Raw genomic sequence first — 16,218 nt, forward strand, 5'->3', positions numbered from 1 at the left:
CGAAGGTCCCGCGCTGCGGCGAACGACCCCTGACACTTGCGGACGGTCATAGAGTGGGGACTTGAGGCCGGCGCCGTCGGCGTAGCGAATCCGTCACGGCCGGCGGCGTCTCGACAGGAGGCGCGATGACCGGCGACAGCTTCTCCGCCCGGGACCGACTCACCCTCGGCGGCGCGGAGTACCAGATCTGGCGACTGGACAAGATCCCGACCGCGCACCGGCTGCCCTACAGCCTCAAGGTGCTGCTGGAGAACCTCGCCCGGCGCGAGGACGGGCGGCTGGTCACCGCGGAACAGGTGCGGGCCCTGGCCGCCTGGGATCCCGAGCAGACCAGCACCACCGAGGTCGCCTACGGGCCGGCCCGGGTGCTGATGCAGGACTTCACCGGCGTGCCGTGTGTGGTCGACCTGGTCGCGATGCGCGACGCGATGACCGCGCTCGACGGGGACTCGGGCCGGATCAACCCGCTGATCCCCACCGAACTGGTCATCGACCACTCGGTGATCGCGGACGTGTTCGGCAGGCCGGACGCCTTCGCCGCCAACGCCGAGCTGGAGTTCACCCGCAACACCGAGCGATACCAGTTGCTGCGCTGGGCGCAGCAGGCGTTCGACGACTTCTCCGTCGTGCCGCCGGACACCGGGATCTGTCACCAGGTCAACCTCGAACACCTGGCCCGGGTCGTCTTCACCCGCGACGACCCGGACGGCGGGCCGCCGCTCGCCTATCCGGACACCCTGGTCGGCACCGACTCGCACACTCCGATGGTCAACGGCCTCGGGGTGCTCGGCTGGGGCGTCGGCGGCATCGAGGCCGAGGCGGCGATGCTCGGGCAGCCCGTGAGCATGCTGATCCCGCAGGTGGTCGGCATCAAGCTGTCGGGCCGGCTGCCCGAGGGCACCACCGCGACCGACCTGGTGCTCACCGTGGCCGAGCTGCTGCGGCGAACCGGCGTGGTCGGCAAGTTCGTCGAGTTCTACGGCCCCGGCGTCGCGAACGTACCGCTGGCCAACCGCGCCACCATCGGCAACATGAGCCCCGAATACGGATCGACCTGCTCGATCTTCCCGATCGACCAGGTGACACTGGACTATCTGCGACTGACCGGCCGCGACGACCAGCACATCGCCGTCGTCGAGGCCTACGCGAAAGAGCAGGGCCTCTGGCACGATCCCGACCACGAGCCGGACTACAGCCTGCGCATCGACCTGGACCTGTCCACCGTCGAACCGTCCATCGCCGGACCCGCGCGCCCGCAGGACCGCATCCCGCTCGCCGGCGCCCCGCACGCGGTCGCGTCGCTGCTGTGCGGCCAGTCCCGCAGCCGCGCGCTGCAGGCGGGCCTCGACGAGGCGTCCTCGGAATCGTTCCCGGCGAGCGATCCGATCGCCGTGGGTCACGACCGCGCGGCGGATGGTCCGGACAAGCCGTGCGGCTGCGGCAATGACCACGCGTGGCCGTCGTCCGCCCAGGCGGTGACCTTCGCCGACGGCACGACCGCCGAGGTCGACCACGGTGATGTGGTGATCGCGGCGATCACCTCGTGCACCAACACCTCGAACCCGTCGGTGATGGTCGGCGCGGCGCTGCTGGCGAAGAAGGCCGTCGAGCGCGGTCTGGACCGCAAGCCGTGGGTCAAGACCACACTGGCACCGGGATCGCGTGTGGTCACCGACTACTACGAGCGCGCCGGTCTCACCGAATACCTTGATCGACTGGGATTTTCACTGGTCGGCTACGGCTGCACGACCTGCATCGGCAACTCCGGACCGCTGATCCCCGAGGTCAGCGACGCCGTCGACGCGGGCGATCTGACGGTGTGTTCGGTGCTGTCGGGCAACCGGAATTTCGAGGGACGCATTCATCCGGAGGCGAAGATGAACTTCCTCGCCTCCCCGCCGCTGGTGATCGCGTACGCGCTCGCCGGCACGATGCGGATCAACCTGCTGCGCGACCCGCTCGCGACCGCGCCCGACGGCACCCCGGTGTATCTGCGCGACATCTGGCCGAGCGGCGAGGAGGTCGAGCAGGTGGTCTCGGCGAACCTGCGCTCGGAGATGTTCCGCGAGGGCTACCGCGACGTGTACACCGGCGACGAACGGTGGCGCGGACTCGAGGTGGCGAGCGGGCAGCACTTCGACTGGAACGACGAGTCGACGTACGTGCGTCACCCGCCGTACTTCGACGGCATGGAGCGCGACCCGGAACCGCTCACCGACATCGTCGACGCCCGCGTGCTCGCGTTGCTCGGCGACTCGGTGACCACCGACCACATCTCGCCGGCCGGGTCGATCAAGACCGACAGCCCGGCGGGGAGCTATCTGCAGGAACATGGGGTGGAGCGGAAGTCGTTCAACTCCTACGGGTCCCGGCGCGGCAACCACGAGGTGATGATCCGCGGCACCTTCGCGAACATCCGGCTGCGCAACCAGTTGGCGCCCGGCACCGAGGGCGGGGTGACGGTCCACCTGCCGGACGGTGAACAGATGAGCATCTTCGACGCGGCGGTCGCCTATCAGGCCGACAAGGTGCCATTGGTGATCATCGCCGGCTCCGAGTACGGCTCGGGGTCCTCACGCGACTGGGCGGCGAAGGGCACGCTGCTGCTCGGGGTGCGGGCGGTGCTCGCGCGATCGTTCGAACGTATCCACCGGTCCAATCTGATCGGCATGGGCGTGCTGCCGTTGCAGTTCGGCGACGGGCAGTCGGCCGAGTCGCTGGGCCTGACGGGCCGAGAGAAGTACACGGTCAGCGGGCTCGCGCACGCGGGGTCCGACGGGCCGTTCCCTCGGCGCGTCAACGTTCGCGCGGCCGACGACGGCGGAAACGTCCGGGAGTTCACCGCGACCGTGCGGATCGACACCCCCGCCGAGGCCGCCTACTACCGGCACGGCGGGATCCTGCAGTACGTGCTGCGGCAACTGCTCGACTGACCGGACCTCTGGGACAGGGGTCTTCCGCCCCTACCGCGGCGCGCGTGGCGGGGTGATTCTCGAAGCATGACCACCGCACTCGCACCCCGCGAAGAACTCATCTGCACCTCCGTCGAATGGGCCTGCCGCGCCCCGTCGCTGCACAACAGTCAGCCGTGGCGGTTCGTCTACGACAGCGCCGGCCTGCACCTGTACGTCGACGAGCGCCGCCTGCTCGACACGACCGATCCGACCGGGCGGCAGGCGATCATCAGTTGCGGTGCGGCACTGCACCATCTGCGGATCGCCTTGCCGCACTTCGGCTTGGCACCGACGGTGCGACGCTTCCCCGACCCGGCGGATCCGTCGTTGCTGGCCGACATCACGTTCGATCGCGTCGAGGACCTCGATCCCCGCGACGCCGCACTGTTCCTCGCAATCGAACACCGCCGCACCGACCGCCGCCCGTTCCGCCGGCCCAGCGAGGTCGCGCTGCACGACCTCGATCGCGCCGCGCGGCGGCACGGCGCCACCATGACCCTGCTCGGCCCCGAGGCACGCGACGAGCTGGCCCGTGCCTCGCGGACCAGCGCCGCACTTCACCGGTACGACCCCGCCTACCGGGCCGAACTGCTGTGGTGGAGCGGGCACAGCCGGGACGACGGGATCCCCCGCAACCTGCTGCCCGCGGCGGTCGACGGCCCTCCCGCCGTCGAGATCGCCCGCACCTTCCCTGCCGGCACCCTCGAGGCGGACGGTGACGAAGACCAGGCCGCACTGGGGGTGCTCAGCACCTGCACGGACACGCCGCGGGACTGGCTGCACGTCGGCGAAGCACTGTCGTCGGTGCTGCTCGAGGCCACCGTCCTGCACCTCGCCACCTGCCCACTCACCCATGTGACCGAAGTCCCGGCCAGCCGCGAGATCGTGCGGGCCACGACCGCGGTGGCCGGGTCGCCCTGCCGGTACCCGCAGGTGGCCATCCGGTTCGGCGGTCCTCGGCACCCGCCGCTGGTCGGGCAGACCGCCCGGCGGTCGGTCGAGGACGTGTACCGGGTGCGGTGAGTGCTTCGACTCGCCCCGCCCGTCAGCTCTCGTCGTGCTTCTCCCAGAAGCGCGCCCGGAGGCGGTAGCGGATCCCTTCGTCCAGGTCGTACACCTGCAGCGCGTCGGAGGCGTCGATCAGCAGGGCGCGGTCGATGTCGGAGGGGATCGACGGCCGCGCGCTCTGGAGCTGCTGCTGCTCCTCGGACGACGCGCTCGTCCGGATCGACGACAGCACCCGCATCACGACCTCGTCGAGCAACCGATCCTGTTCCTCCTGCTCCTGGTACTCGGGCAGCAGGTGCGCCGGAGAGCCGGTCGACGAGCTGTACGCCAGCACGCTCGTCGGAGGCGGTGCTGTCGGACAGTGCGCGGCCGCGGCGGCGAGGTCGCGCGGGGTCGGGCGCACGGCGGCCGCGGCCGTCGGCAGAGGCGGCTCAGGCGCCTGCACCGGTGCGGCCGGCTCGCGCACCGGCGGGTGCTCGACCTTGATCACCGCACCGTCGACGGCCGCGCCGTCGACCGTGTCGATCTCGTCGGCCGCCCGGATCAGGTACCGGCTCACGCCGTGCGGCCTGCCGTCGGCGTTGGGCACCGCGAGCAGCACGACCTGCACCCCGTGCACCTGTGCCTCTTCGACCGCCTCGGTCAGGTCGTCGTCGCCGGAGACCAGGAAAAACACGTCGGACGCGCTGTTGCGGGCGTGCGCGACGAGGTCGAGCCCGATGCGCAGGTCGACGCCCTTCTGTTTGCCGTCGACGCCGAACCGGCCGAGCCGCAGCTTGACCTTGGGGATCTCGCCGATCCGCTCCTGCTGCGCGTCGGGTACCCCGTTCTTCGCCGAGTCGTACCAGTGCACCCGCAGCACCGGCAGGCCCGACCGCGCCTCGGCCGCGTCGACCAACGAGCTGATCAGCTTCGCGTACTCGGGATGGATCCCGCTGCGCAGCGAGGTGCCGGTGACGCGGGTCGCGGCGGACGCGAGCAGGTATCCGACATCGATGTACAGGGAGCAGGTCGACCGCATGCGCCCACTATGACATGACAGATATGCGAAACTGCCGATCTCACGACACGCTCGTGACGATTACCGAACCGACCCGCGTGTATCAGTGCCGCCGCCCGAGCCGTGTCGCCATCACCGCCGCCTGGGTTCGGCGCTCCACCCCGAGCTTCGCCAGCAGTCGCGACACGTAGTTCTTGACGGTCTTCTCCGCCAGGTGCATCCGCCCGGCGATCTGCCGGTTGGTCAGTCCCTCACCGAGCAGGTCGAGCAGCCGCTGCTCCTGCGGGCTCAGTTTCGCCAGCGCTCCGCGCTGCTCGTGCTCGCCACGCACCTCCGCCATGAGCGCGGCCGTCGCGCGCTCGTCGAGCAGCGACCCGCCCGCCCCGACCTCGCGGATCGCCTTCGTCAGGTCGAGTCCGCGAATGTCCTTGATCACGTATCCGGCCGCGCCGGCGAGGATCGCGTCGACCATGGCCTGCTCATCGGTGTACGACGTGAGGATCAGGCACTGCAATTGCGGCATGCGCGAGCGCAGTTCGCGGCACAGTTCCACCCCGCTGCCGTCGGGCAGCCGCACGTCGAGGACCGCGACATCCGGCCGCAACGCCGGGATCCGCGCCAGCGCATGCGAACAGTTGCCGGCCTCGCCGACCACCGTCAGCTCCTCGTCGGCCTCGATCAGGTCGGTCAGCCCCCGCCGCACCACCTCGTGATCGTCGACCAGAAAGACGGTGTACACCCGCCGCTAACTGCTTCGGGCGGCGCGGATGGTCTCCTTGAGCGAACCCAGCGTCGCCAGCACCGAGGTTGGCTCGTACCCGCAGTGCGCCATGCAGTTGGCGCAGCGCGGATCGCGGCCGCGACCGTACTTCTCCCAGTCGGTGGTCTCGATCAGCTCTTTGTAGGTCTTCACGTAGCCGTCGGCCATCAGGTAGCACGGCTTCTGCCAGCCCAACAGCGAGTACGACGGCACTCCCCATGCGGTGCAGTCGAAGTCGACCTTGCCTTCGAGAAAGTCGAGGAACAGCGGAGAATGGTTCAGGCGCCACTTCTTGCGCCGGCCGTCGGCGAACGTCTTGCGGAACAGCTCGCGCGTCTCCTGCACGCCGAGGAAGTGCTCCTGGTCGGGCGCCTTCTCGTAGGCGTACGCCGGCGAGACCATCATCTGGTCGACCTGCAGGTCATCGTTGAGGAAGTCCAGCACGTCGATGACCGACTGCGGGGTGTCGGTGTTGAACACCGTCGTGTTGGTGGTGACCCGGAAGCCGCGGCTCTTCAGCTCGCGCACCGCCTCGACCACCTCGTCGAACACGCCCTCCTTGCAGACGGACGCGTCGTGCCGCTCCTGCAGACCGTCCACGTGCACGGCGAACGCGAAGTAGCGGGACGGCTTGAAGTCGAAGCGCTCCAGCCGTTTCCGCAGCAACACCCCGTTGGTGCACAGGAAGACGAACTTCTTGCGCTTGACCAACTCGGCGACGATCTTGTCGATCTCCGGGTGCATCAGCGGCTCGCCGCCGGCGATGGACACCATCGGCGCGCCGGACTCCTCGATCGCGGCCACGGCCTGCTCCACGGGCATCCGCTGTTTGAGCAGATGGGCCGGCTGCTGGATCTTGCCGCAGCCCGCGCATGCGAGGTTGCACGCGAACAGCGGTTCCAATTCGACGATCAGCGGAAACTTCTTGTTGCCCCGAACCTTCTGCTCGAGCAGGTACCGAGCGATCCTCATGCTTTGGTACAACGGCATACTCATTGCTGACGAACCTCCTTCGGCAATGTGAAATTGATTTTCTCCGTGGTTGTTTCGTGTGTGTCGATCCGTATCCTCCCCAGTGCCCCGAGGGCCGCGACGATCTCGTCGACCACCTCCGCGGGCGCGGAGGCGCCGGCGGAGATCCCGATCGTGCGGGCGCGCGCGAGCCAGTCCAGCGAGACCTGTCCGGCGTCGTCGACGAGGTGCGCCTCGGTGCCCTCACGCTGCGCGACCTCCACCAGCCGCCGCGAGTTCGACGAGTTCTCCGATCCGGCGACGAGCACCAGGTCCGACTGCCGAGCCACCGCCCGCACGGCGCGCTGGCGGTTGGTGGTGGCGTAGCAGATGTCGTCGGAATCCGGCCCGCGCAGACTCGGAAAGCGTTCGCGCAGAACGTTTACCACATCGGCTGCCTCGTCCGCGGCCAAGGTGGTCTGCATCAGGTAGGCGACCCGTTCCGGGTCGCGTACCTGCACCCGCTCGGCGTCGTGCACGCTCTGCACGAGCACCGTGTCGGCGGGTTCCTCACCGAGGGTGCCCTCGACCTCCTCGTGCCCGGCGTGGCCGATCAGCAACACCGTGTGACCGTCCCGTACGAACCGCTTCGCCTCGGTGTGCACCTTCGCCACCAGCGGGCAGGTGGCGTCGACGACGTCCAGCCCGCGCAGCGCCGCATCGGCGCGCACCGCGGGCGCCACCCCGTGCGCGGAGAAGACGACCGTGGCACCGTCGGGCACCTCGGCGAGCTCGTCGACGAACACCGCTCCCCTGCCCTCGAGCCCGTGCACCACCCGCGAGTTGTGCACGATCTGCTTGCGTACGTACACCGGCGCCTGCCGGGTCTGCAGCAGGCTGTCGACGATCCGGATCGCACGCTCGACCCCGGCGCAGAACGAGCGCGGCGAGGCCATCACCAACCGGCGGTCCCCGGTCGCGGCTGCCCACCGGCTCAGCACCGTCCCGACGGTACGCAGCGTACGCAGCGCGGTCAGCCCGCCGGACACCGTCGACGGGGACCACAGGGGACGGTCCGGGGTGTCGGAGACGACGCGCAGCACCGCCGTCGGCGCCCCGTCGGCCAGTTGCAGCAGCACTCCGGACTCCATGTCGACCGCGATCGACCCGTCCGCGGCCAGCGCGGCGTGTTCGCCGCGCCCGACCATGTGCCCGCTCTGCCGGATCGGACCCAGGTGCGCCGTCAGCCCGGCCTCGCGCAGCGCGGTGACCAGCAGCGGCGCGGCCGCCAGCCGATGCGTGCCCGCGGACGCGCGGACCTCGTCGGCGACCACCACCTCCCCGACGCCGATGCCGTCGACGAGCGCGCCGGCGACGCCGGTGATCGCCAGTGCCGCAGGGCTGTTCGCGATCAGTGCCGACCGGACCCGATCACCCCGGCGGGCGCGAACCCCGGCCCGCACCAGCGTCGCACCGGCCAGTCCCGGCCGCGTCGCAGCGGCCTCGACACCCGTCGCGGTGGCGACCACGAGGGAGCGCGGGCCGGCGGTCGTCATCGGTCACCGACGGAGAGGAACCTGCCCAGCGCGCTGAGCGGGAAGACCAGGCGGTACAGGTGGTAGTTGATGTAGAAGTCGCCGGGGAAGCCGGTGCCGGTGAACAGGGACTCGTCCCAGCCGCCGTCCTCACGTTGGGTGCGCAGCAGCCAGCCGACGCCGGCCTGCACGACCACTCCGCGCTCCCCCGCTGCCAACAGGGCCAGCAATGCCCACGCGGTCTGCGACGCGGTCGACTCGCCGCGGCCGATCCAGCTCCGATCGGTGTACGAGCGCAGGTCCTCGCCCCAACCGCCGTCCTCGTTCTGATGCTGCTCGAGCCAGCGCACCGCCCGCCGGATCGCGGGGTGGGTGGTCGGCACGTCGGCGTCGACGAGCGCCGGCACCACCGCGCCGGTCCCGTACACGTGGTTCGCGCCCCACCGCCCGAACCAGGATCCGTCCTGCTCCTGATTGTCGAGCAGCCACTGCACGCCGCGCCGGGTGACCGCGGCGTCGGCGTCGTCGCCGGCCGCGAGCATCTCGACGATGTGGCCGGTCACGTCCGCCGAGGGCGGGTCGATCACCGCGCCGAAGTCGCAGAACGGCAACTTCTCGCAGAGCGTGCGGGTGTTGTCGGCGTCGAAGGCGCCCCAGCCCCCGTCGCGGCACTGCATGCCCTCGATCCAGGCGGTGGCGCGGGCGACCGCGGAGTCGATGCGTGCGGGGTCGGGGTGGCGCAGCCGGCGCAGGGCCAGCACCACCTCGGCAGTGTCGTCGGTGTCCGCGTAGTTGACGTTGGCGAACTCGAACGCCCAACCGGACGGCGCGAGGTCGGGCCGGCGCACCGACCAGTCGCCCTTGACGCTGATCTCCTGGTCCAGCAGCCAGTTCCCGGCCCGGATCAGTGCCGGGTCGTCGTCGGGTGTGCCGGCGTCCAGCAGTGCGGTCAGCGCGAGCCCGGTGTCCCACACCGGCGACTGGCACGCCTCCAGACGGCGTACCCAGCCGTGCGGGGTCTGTTCCCGGATGGTGAAGTCGTCCAGTCCGGCCATCGCCTTGTTCTGGACCGGGTGATCCATGTCGTACCCGCGCAGATACAGCGCGATGATCGAGTACACCCACGGCGGCTGGATGCCGCCCCAACCGCCGTCCGCCTCCTGCCGGGCCAGGATCCACTTCTCGGCCCGCCGCAGCGACAGCCGGCGCAGCGGCGTCCTCGGGATCTTCTCGAGCAGGTGCAGCACCTTGTCCAACCGCTGGAAGGCGCCCGCCCAGCTGCGCCACGACGCCAGCGGCGGTTCCGGTGTGCCGGTGCGCAGTTCACGCACGCTCACGCCGAGGTCGCGGCGCGGCTGCATCGTCCACACCACGGTCAGCGGGACCACGGTCTGGCGCGCCCAGCAGGCCCAGTCGTAGATGTTGAGCGGGAACCACTTCGGCAGCAGCGCGATCTCCGGCGGCAGCACCGGCAGTCGGTCCCAGGACCATTCCCCGAACAGCGCCAGCCAGATCCGGGTGAACACCCGGGTGGCCTCGATGCCGCCGTGCGCCAGCACGTACTCGCGGGCCCGGGCCATGTGCGCCGCGTCCGGGTCGTCGCCGACCATCTTGAGCACCGTGTAGGCCTCGACGGTGGTGGACAGGTCCGCCGGACCGCCACGGAAGTTCGCCCAGGTGCCGTCCTGCCGCTGCTGCGACCGGATCCACCGGGCCGACTCCTCGCTGCGCTGCGCGTCCCGGATGCCGAGGAACTGCCGCAGCATCAGATCCTCGGCGTCCATCGTCACGTTGGTCTCGAGTTCGCCCTTCCACCACCCCTCGGGGTGCTGCAGCCCGAGCAGATGGGTCCGGGCCCGTTCGGTGGCCTCGCGGACCGCGTCGCCGAAGACGACATCGTCGGTGATCTCGCGCAGTTCGGTCATAGGTCACGCTCCGTCATGAAAGCCGCCAATTCACGTAGGGACAGATCTATTTCCGTTGGCGCACCGACGTGTTCGAGGCAGCCCTGCGCCTGCAGCACCTGCGCACGCGCCTCACGTCGGGTCCACTCCAGCGCGCCGGACTCCGCCACCAGTCGCGCCATCTCGCGCAGCTGCGCCTCGTCGCTCGGCTCCGGTTCCGCATAGAGCAGGGCGAGTTCGGCGCCCTCCCGGGTCTGCGAGTTCAGTGCGGCGACCACTGGCACCGACTTCTTGCGGCTGCGCAGGTCCGAGAGCACCGGCTTGCCGGTGACCGCCGGCGCGCCCCAGATGCCCAGCAGGTCGTCGACCAGTTGGAAGGCCAGCCCGAGGTGCGCACCGAACGCGCGCAGCGCGGCCACCTGCTCGGGGGTCCCGCCGCCGAGCACCGCGCCGATCTCGGTGGCGCAGCGCATCAGCGCCCCAGTCTTGCCGGCCGCCATCTCCAGGCACTGCGCCAGGTCGACCGCACCGCACTCCTCGAACTCGATGTCCTCGGCCTGGCCGACGATCAGTTCCTGCACGGCATCGGTCAGGCACCGCACGGCGGCCGGGTCGGCGGCCGGCCCGAGCACCTCGACCGCCAGCGTCAGCATCGCATCGCCGGCCAGGATCGCCGCCGGCACGCCGTACAGCTTCCACACGGTCGGCCGGTGCCTGCGCTCCTCGTCGCCGTCCATCACGTCGTCGTGGACGAGCGAGAAGTTGTGCACCAGTTCGACGGCCAGCGCACCGGGCAGCGCCACGTCCGCGTCGGCCCCGACCGCACGGGCGGACAGCAACGCCAGGGTCGGCCGCAGCGCCTTGCCGCCGCCGTCGGAGGCCGGGTGGCCCAGCTCGTCGGTCCAGCCGAGGTGGTAGCCGACGATCCGCCGCATGGACGGGTGCAGTTCGGCGACAGCCTTGCGCAGTGCGGGCTGAACCAGGGCCTGGGCCGCACCGACCGGCGCGGGCAGTGTGGTCGTCATGAGGTGATGCCTCCTGCGGGATGAGTCGAGGCCGGGGTGGCGTCCTGCGCTGAGATGTCGGAGAAGACCAGGTCGGCGGCTCGGTGCCCGCTGCGCACCGCGCCCTCCATCGTGTCCGGCCAGCCGGTGGCGGTCCACGCGCCCGCCAGCGCGAGACCGGGCAGCGGGGTCTGCGCGTCGGGCCGCAACCCCGCGGTACCCGGCGCCTGACGGAAGGTGCCGCGGCGCTCGCGGGTGACGAAGAAGTGCTCGAGTTCGGCGTCGGCCGCCCCCGGCAGCAGCCGGACCAGCTCGCGCTCGAAGATCCCGCGCAGTTCCGGCGCGGGCGTGCCGATCCACCGGTCCGCGGCGGACAGCGAGATGGTCAGGTACTGGCCGCCCTCGTACCCGGCGGTCTCGGTGCGGTCGAAGAACCACTGCACCGGTGAGTCGAGCACCGCCGCGAACGGGAGGTCGGTGACCTTGCGCCGAAACGCCATGTGCACGTTCATGATCGGGTTCTTGCCGAGCCGCTCCAGCTCGTCCGGGCGCAGTCCGGTCTGCGCGGGGCAGATCCGCGCCGCCGGTTCCGGCGGGGTCGCGACCACGACGCCGTCGGCGTGCAGGTCCGCGCCGTCGAGCCGCACGACATAGCCGCGGTCCAACGGTTCGATGTGCCGCACCGCGTTGTGCGTGAGGATCCGGCCGCCGCGCGCCCGCAGATACCGCGCGGCCGGACGCACGTGCAGTTCGTCGAGCGAGACGACGGGCACGCCGATGTCCGCGGCGTCGCTGCGGTCGAGCAGCGCGGTGCGGAACACCATGACCGCCGAGGCCAGCGACGCCTCGTCCGCGTCCGTGTTGAGCGCGGCGACCGAGATCAGGTTCCACAGAGCGTCCGAGGTCGCCTGGGTCTGGCCGTGCTCGCGCAGCCAGTCGCCGAAGGTGCGGCCGTCCAGTTCCGGATCGTCGGGGGAGAGCCGGCGCAGCGCGGTCGCCGCGCGCAGCACGCGGGCGCGGTCGGCCATGCTCAGCGCACGGTAGCGGGCCAGCCCCAGCCCGAGGTGCAGCGGCGCGGGGCCGCCGGTGCGGGTCAGCGTGGTCCTGGTGCCGTCCGGCAGCAGCACCGGCATCCGGAAGCGGTTCTGCATGGCGATGCCGTCGCTCGATCCGATCCTGTCCAGCAACGCCAGATAGTCACTGTAGCAACGCATCACGACGTGCTGGCCGTTGTCGACGGTCAGCCCGTCGCGGTGAAACGAGAAGGTGGCGCCGCCGAGCCGGCCGCGCGCCTCCACCAGCGTCACCCGCACGCCGCAGTCGGCCAGGTCGCAGGCCGCGGTCAGGCCCGCGAGCCCGCCGCCGATCACCACGACCACCTTGCCGTTCATCGCATCGCTCCCGCCAATGCGCCGACCGCCACCGCGACCTTCTCGCGGTCGGGCAGGCTGGTCCGTTCGGTCAGGATGGTGTGCGGCCGAATCGCCATGTGGCGCAACAACCGGTGATAGATGCCCGCCATCGCAGCACAGCACGCGCGGCTGCGGCCGTCCAGTTGCGGCAGCAGCCGCAGGCCGACCGTGTACCACTCCTCGGCGCGGGCGGCCTGGTACTCGAACAGCGCCAGCAGCCGCTCCGGCGGGTCGGACAGGTTGCCCCGATCGTCCAGATCGAGGGTGCAGCCGAACTGGGCGAGTTCGTCGGCCGGCAGGTAGATCCTGCCGTCCCGCCGGTCCTCGAGCACGTCCCGCAGGATGTTGGTCAGCTGCAGCGCGACACCCAGCGCGTCGGCGAGATCGCTGTCGCCGTCGGGGTCGTGGCTGCCGAACACGGCCAACGACAGGCGCCCGATCGACCCCGCCACACACCGGCAGTAGTGGTGCAGTTCCGCGAACGATCGGTACTGCGTGCCCAGCACATCGGCCCGGCACCCCTCGATCAGTTCGTCGAAGGCGCCCAGCGGCAGGCCCTGCGTGCGGGCCGCGTCGGCCAGTGCGGTGAGCACCGGATCCTCGGGGTGCTCGTCGAGCGCGCGCAGTTGCTGCTGGGCCAGCTCGAGGTCCACCAGCTTCTGCGGGGCGGGCAGGTCGCCGTCGCCGATGTCGTCGATGCGCCGCGCGAAGGCGTACACAGCGCTCAGGGCGGCGCGTTTGGGCGGCGGCAGCAGCCGGATTCCGTACGAGAAGTTCTTCGCCTCCGCCGCGGTGATCTGCCGACAGCGCTCATAGGCCTCCTCGACGTTGCTCGTCGTGCTCGTCGCGGCACTCATCGCCTCCCCCTCCACAGACCCAGCGCCAGCGTCGCGGTGCGGCGCCTGCCCGGCCTGGGATCGCGTCCCAACACGTCGAATTCCGCGGCGGCGAGGGCCTCGGCGGTCGCCAGGCCGCCCGCGACATAGCCGGCGACGGCGACCTTGGCGAAGCCCTGCAGCGATGCGACCAGCGCGGTGCCCTCGTCCAGCAGGCGGACCGCGCGCTGCACCTCGAACCCGACCAGCGCCCGCACGCCGCGGGTCGCGGCCGGCGCGAGCAGGTCCGCCTCGTCGACGCGGAAGCGCATCAGGTCCTCGGTGGGCAGGTAGATCCGCCCGGCCGTCGCGTCCTCGCCGACGTCCTGCGCGTGTTCGAGCAGCTGCAACGCCGTGCACACCCGGTCGGAGAGTGCGATCCGCGCGGGGGTCGCGGCGCCGAAGATGCCGAGTACCAGCTCGCCGACCGGATCGGCGGACAGTGCGCAGTAGGAACGCAGGTTCGCGTACGTCGCGTATCGGGTGACCACCTGGTCCTGACGGTTCGCCTGGATCAGCCGGTCGAAGGGCCCGCGGGGCAGATCGCACTCGCGGATCGTGGCGGAGAGCTCACGGTAGGGCGACTCGGGGGTCAGCCGCCCGGAGTAGATGCGGTCGAGCTGGTGGGCGGCCTGGTCGAGCAGGGCCATGCGGTTGCCGGGCGCCTCGTCGCCGATGTCGTCGACGGTGCGCGCGAACCCGTACAGCGCGGTCAGGTGGCGCCGGTGTGCGCGCGGGAGCAGAACCGACGCGACGGGGAAGTTCTCGTTGCGCGCCTTGATCCGCAGCCCCTCATCACCGGGCTGCTCGCGCGGCGACGGGGACCGGTCGGCGTCCCGCGCCACGAAAATCGATCGACCAGTTGTGCCGGCCAATACCCCTCCTCCGGCTGTGGTGTCGGGTGCTGGTGCTGATGTTGCACTTCTCAACCGCTCGGGATGGCAGGTACGACGTTACGTCGCCCCGCTGGGCGTGTTGTCGGAATCGAGAACATCGCAAGCGGTCCGAAATTGCATGATCGAGATGGGCTGTCGTCCAGTTACACACCGGCCGTGGCCATTTCAACCGGCCGACCGTTTACGCCGAAACCCAGGTCATCGCCTATACGAGAATCGAAAAGCGCGGCGACATAACACTATTGATACCGTGAGTCACATATTGCCGGATATTCGCGACGTATTGGCTTGCTGTCCAACAGAACCGTCTCACGTCGAACACCGGTGACCATGTTCGTGCATGGTCATTTGCGGGTAACGCGCGGACAATACGTTCGTGGTCTACGTCCTCGGGTTGACGGCAGCGGTACTGCTCGCCATCGGGTTCGTGCTGCAACAGCACGCCGCCGAGGAGGAACCGGTCGCGCTGCGCTTCTCCCCCTATCTGCTCGTCGACCTGCTCCGGCGGCCGCTCTGGGTCACGGGCATCGTCGCGATGATCGGCGGCCTGATCGCCAGCGCCGCCGCCTTCGCGCAGGGCGCCGTCGCCCTCGTCGAACCGCTGCTCGCCAGCACCCTGCTGTTCGCGCTTCCGTTGACCGCGCTGTACCACCGCCGGCGCATGCAACTGCTCGACGGGATCGGGGCGGTGGTCCTCGTCGCGGGTCTGGCACTGTTCGTCGCCGCCGGACGGCCCGACGGCGGGTCACCGGAATCGGCCGACATGATCGGCTGGGCGGCCGCCTTCGGGTCGATCCTCGCGGTGGTGCTGGTGATCGTGTTGCTGTTCAAGCGCTTCGGCTCGCTCACCGAGGCGGCACTGCTGGCCACCGCCGCGGGCATGCTGTTCGGCCTGCAGGACACGCTGACCCAGGCCGCGGACCACCTGCTCACCCACGGCATCGGCGCGCTGCTGACCAGCTGGATCCCCTACACGGTCATCGGGCTCGGCGTCGTCGGGCTGACCTTCACCCAGATGGCCTTCGCCGCGGCGCCGCTGTCCGCCTCACTGCCGGCGCAGACCGCCGTCGAACCGGTCGTCGGGATCGCGCTCGGCATCATGCTGTTCGACGAGCGGGTGAACACCAGTCTTCCCGCGATCGTCGGGCAGGTCGTCGGAATCATCGCGATCGTCGCCGGGGTGATCGTGATCGGCAGGTCCCCGCTGGTGACCGGGGAGTTCCATCGGATCGCCGAGCGGCATCACAAGCGCGTGGGGTGACCGACCGACCCTGCGCCCACGATCGCCGTCACGCGCCTCGCAGCGGCAGGGGCACCGGACCGCCGCCGGTCAGGGCGTCCCCCGCCGGAGACACCAGCCACCACCGGCCCCCGAACTCGAGCCGGCCGGCACCGGCGGCGCTGTCCGGGTCCCGGTCGCCGACCAGCCGATACAGCGGATGTCCGCGGTACGTGACCTGTGTCGTGCCGTCCTGACGGTCGGTCGTGCCGAGCAGGTCGCCGTCGACACCGAGGGTGGCATCCGGGGAGCCCGCGGTGGTCAACGGCAGCCAGCGCGCGCTGCAGGTCCAGTTGCAGACCGAGACCGTGTTGATGTCCCGCGCGAACACGTACAGCGGGCTGCCGCCCCCATCGATCAAATACCCGCCCGCCCCGCCGCGGTGCAGCGACACCACGGCGGGGTGCGCGGGCGGGGTCCACGGACCGGCACTGCCGCATGCCGCGACGGCCAGGCCGCCGGACAGCGCGAACGCCACCGCCAACACACGCGTGGACTGCCTCACGTGCCTCACCTCTCACCGGTGTGGCTACCGCCGCGGCGCCGTTGCGCCCGGGGAACGACGGTACGACGTTAGGCGCGTTCCCCGGCCCGGTGGCGAGGTTTGACCAGTCTGTTATCTGTTGTTCGCGCGTTCGCG

At 70.5% G+C, this 16,218-nt stretch carries 13 protein-coding genes and 1 pseudogene; 3 read left to right on the forward strand and 11 right to left on the reverse strand.

What is annotated here, in order from left to right; genetic code table 11:
• Nucleotides 1–125 precede the first annotated feature (125 nt).
• Nucleotides 126–2,933: an aconitate hydratase gene (gene acnA, locus G4X40_RS10455; RefSeq protein WP_277832235.1), complete on the forward strand. Its 2,808-nt coding sequence runs from the start codon at nucleotides 126–128 to the stop codon at nucleotides 2,931–2,933.
• A 66-nt stretch (nucleotides 2,934–2,999) separates the two neighbouring features.
• Nucleotides 3,000–3,977, forward strand: a complete 978-nt coding sequence (locus G4X40_RS10460; RefSeq protein WP_277832237.1) for an Acg family FMN-binding oxidoreductase — start codon at nucleotides 3,000–3,002, stop codon at nucleotides 3,975–3,977.
• Between the two features lie 22 nt (nucleotides 3,978–3,999).
• On the opposite strand, the gene G4X40_RS10465 is transcribed toward G4X40_RS10460, so the two are convergent.
• From G4X40_RS10465 to hpnC, 10 genes and pseudogenes are all read right to left on the reverse strand, one after another.
• Nucleotides 4,000–4,983: an NYN domain-containing protein gene (locus tag G4X40_RS10465; RefSeq protein ID WP_277832239.1), complete on the reverse strand. Its 984-nt coding sequence runs from the start codon at nucleotides 4,981–4,983 to the stop codon at nucleotides 4,000–4,002.
• An 82-nt stretch (nucleotides 4,984–5,065) separates the two neighbouring features.
• Entirely contained in the window at nucleotides 5,066–5,701 is a 636-nt protein-coding gene (locus tag G4X40_RS10470) for a response regulator (RefSeq protein ID WP_277832241.1), read from the reverse strand.
• A gap of 6 nt (nucleotides 5,702–5,707) precedes the next feature.
• The gene (gene hpnH / locus G4X40_RS10475; RefSeq protein WP_277832243.1) at nucleotides 5,708–6,718 is read right to left on the reverse strand and encodes an adenosyl-hopene transferase HpnH; all 1,011 of its coding nucleotides are present in this window, start codon (nucleotides 6,716–6,718) and stop codon (nucleotides 5,708–5,710) included.
• Nucleotides 6,715–7,692 (reverse strand): 4-hydroxy-3-methylbut-2-enyl diphosphate reductase, encoded by a 978-nt coding sequence (gene ispH / locus G4X40_RS10480; RefSeq protein WP_277832413.1) that lies wholly within the window; start codon nucleotides 7,690–7,692, stop codon nucleotides 6,715–6,717. Before ispH ends, hpnH begins: the two co-directional genes overlap by 4 nt.
• 66 nt (nucleotides 7,693–7,758) lie before the next feature.
• A pseudogene (locus tag G4X40_RS22890) lies at nucleotides 7,759–8,229 on the reverse strand (hypothetical protein); the annotation flags it as partial.
• Nucleotides 8,226–10,133 carry a squalene--hopene cyclase gene (shc, locus tag G4X40_RS10485; protein ID WP_277832245.1) on the reverse strand — a complete coding sequence of 636 codons (1,908 nt, stop codon included), beginning with the start codon at nucleotides 10,131–10,133 and terminating at the stop codon, nucleotides 8,226–8,228. The gene shc and the pseudogene G4X40_RS22890, both read right to left, overlap by 4 nt.
• A complete protein-coding gene (locus tag G4X40_RS10490; RefSeq protein ID WP_277832246.1) occupies nucleotides 10,130–11,137 on the reverse strand; it encodes a polyprenyl synthetase family protein in 1,008 nt (335 codons plus the stop codon). The genes shc and G4X40_RS10490 overlap by 4 nt, the downstream gene beginning before the upstream one ends.
• Nucleotides 11,134–12,507 carry a hydroxysqualene dehydroxylase HpnE gene (gene hpnE, locus G4X40_RS10495; protein ID WP_277832247.1) on the reverse strand — a complete coding sequence of 458 codons (1,374 nt, stop codon included), beginning with the start codon at nucleotides 12,505–12,507 and terminating at the stop codon, nucleotides 11,134–11,136. The genes G4X40_RS10490 and hpnE overlap by 4 nt, the downstream gene beginning before the upstream one ends.
• On the reverse strand, nucleotides 12,504–13,385 hold the full coding sequence (locus G4X40_RS10500) for a phytoene/squalene synthase family protein (RefSeq protein ID WP_277832249.1): 882 nt from the start codon (nucleotides 13,383–13,385) through the stop codon (nucleotides 12,504–12,506). The genes hpnE and G4X40_RS10500 overlap by 4 nt, the downstream gene beginning before the upstream one ends.
• Nucleotides 13,382–14,278 carry a squalene synthase HpnC gene (gene hpnC / locus G4X40_RS10505; protein ID WP_277832250.1) on the reverse strand — a complete coding sequence of 299 codons (897 nt, stop codon included), beginning with the start codon at nucleotides 14,276–14,278 and terminating at the stop codon, nucleotides 13,382–13,384. Before hpnC ends, G4X40_RS10500 begins: the two co-directional genes overlap by 4 nt.
• Before the next feature lie 397 nt (nucleotides 14,279–14,675).
• Between hpnC and G4X40_RS10510 the strand changes: the two genes are divergently transcribed.
• Nucleotides 14,676–15,560: a DMT family transporter gene (locus tag G4X40_RS10510; protein WP_277832251.1), complete on the forward strand. Its 885-nt coding sequence runs from the start codon at nucleotides 14,676–14,678 to the stop codon at nucleotides 15,558–15,560.
• A 28-nt stretch (nucleotides 15,561–15,588) separates the two neighbouring features.
• Here the strand turns inward: G4X40_RS10510 and G4X40_RS10515 are convergent, their stop codons facing one another.
• Nucleotides 15,589–16,083 carry a COG4315 family predicted lipoprotein gene (locus tag G4X40_RS10515; protein WP_277832253.1) on the reverse strand — a complete coding sequence of 165 codons (495 nt, stop codon included), beginning with the start codon at nucleotides 16,081–16,083 and terminating at the stop codon, nucleotides 15,589–15,591.
• Nucleotides 16,084–16,218 lie beyond the last annotated feature (135 nt).

Source organism: Speluncibacter jeojiensis (genome assembly GCF_029589495.1).
Taxonomy (GTDB): domain Bacteria; phylum Actinomycetota; class Actinomycetes; order Mycobacteriales; family Mycobacteriaceae; genus Speluncibacter; species Speluncibacter jeojiensis.

What these genes read in the sequence shown, in the direction of transcription:
- G4X40_RS10490 (WP_277832246.1), bottom strand. Translation starts at nt 11,137, where the DNA reads ATGACGACCACACTGCCCGCGCCGGTCGGTGCGGCCCAGGCCCTGGTT.
- G4X40_RS10500 (WP_277832249.1), bottom strand. Translation starts at nt 13,385, where the DNA reads ATGAGTGCCGCGACGAGCACGACGAGCAACGTCGAGGAGGCCTATGAG.
- G4X40_RS10460 (WP_277832237.1), top strand. Translation starts at nt 3,000, where the DNA reads ATGACCACCGCACTCGCACCCCGCGAAGAACTCATCTGCACCTCCGTC.
- hpnE (WP_277832247.1), bottom strand. Translation starts at nt 12,507, where the DNA reads ATGAACGGCAAGGTGGTCGTGGTGATCGGCGGCGGGCTCGCGGGCCTG.
- G4X40_RS10465 (WP_277832239.1), bottom strand. Translation starts at nt 4,983, where the DNA reads ATGCGGTCGACCTGCTCCCTGTACATCGATGTCGGATACCTGCTCGCG.
- shc (WP_277832245.1), bottom strand. Translation starts at nt 10,133, where the DNA reads ATGACCGAACTGCGCGAGATCACCGACGATGTCGTCTTCGGCGACGCG.
- acnA (WP_277832235.1), top strand. Translation starts at nt 126, where the DNA reads ATGACCGGCGACAGCTTCTCCGCCCGGGACCGACTCACCCTCGGCGGC.
- hpnH (WP_277832243.1), bottom strand. Translation starts at nt 6,718, where the DNA reads ATGAGTATGCCGTTGTACCAAAGCATGAGGATCGCTCGGTACCTGCTC.